This window comes from Burkholderia sp. SIMBA_051 (assembly GCF_046534915.1).
GTDB lineage: Bacteria > Pseudomonadota > Gammaproteobacteria > Burkholderiales > Burkholderiaceae > Burkholderia > Burkholderia ambifaria.
On the sequence record NZ_JAWRXS010000262.1, the window covers coordinates 1 to 273 of the forward strand.

At 57.1% G+C, this 273-nt stretch carries 1 pseudogene; it reads right to left on the bottom strand.

The annotated features are described in order from the left end of the window. Positions 1 to 273: pseudogene (locus SB771_RS34445) on the bottom strand (hypothetical protein); the annotation flags it as partial.

A 273-nucleotide genomic window follows, 5' to 3' on the forward strand; every position in this document is an offset into this window, starting at 1 on the left:
CGGACAACCCCATAGACTGCATTGAGACGCCTGTACGCTTATCAAGCACCGTGTCCGTGTACTCGATCATTCCAAACGCGTCTTGACCCACAAACGGGGTGATAAGCGGCTGAGCCATCCCCGGCGCGCGCATGCGAATCACGGCCCCGGTTTCGTTGTTTAGAATGTCGTCGTAATTCACTTGCCCTTCAACGACCGCCATACGCGGGCGGATCGACTGAGCGAGCGAATCGAGGCTATCGCGCCAAACCTGCGTTTTGATCCGTTGCAGGT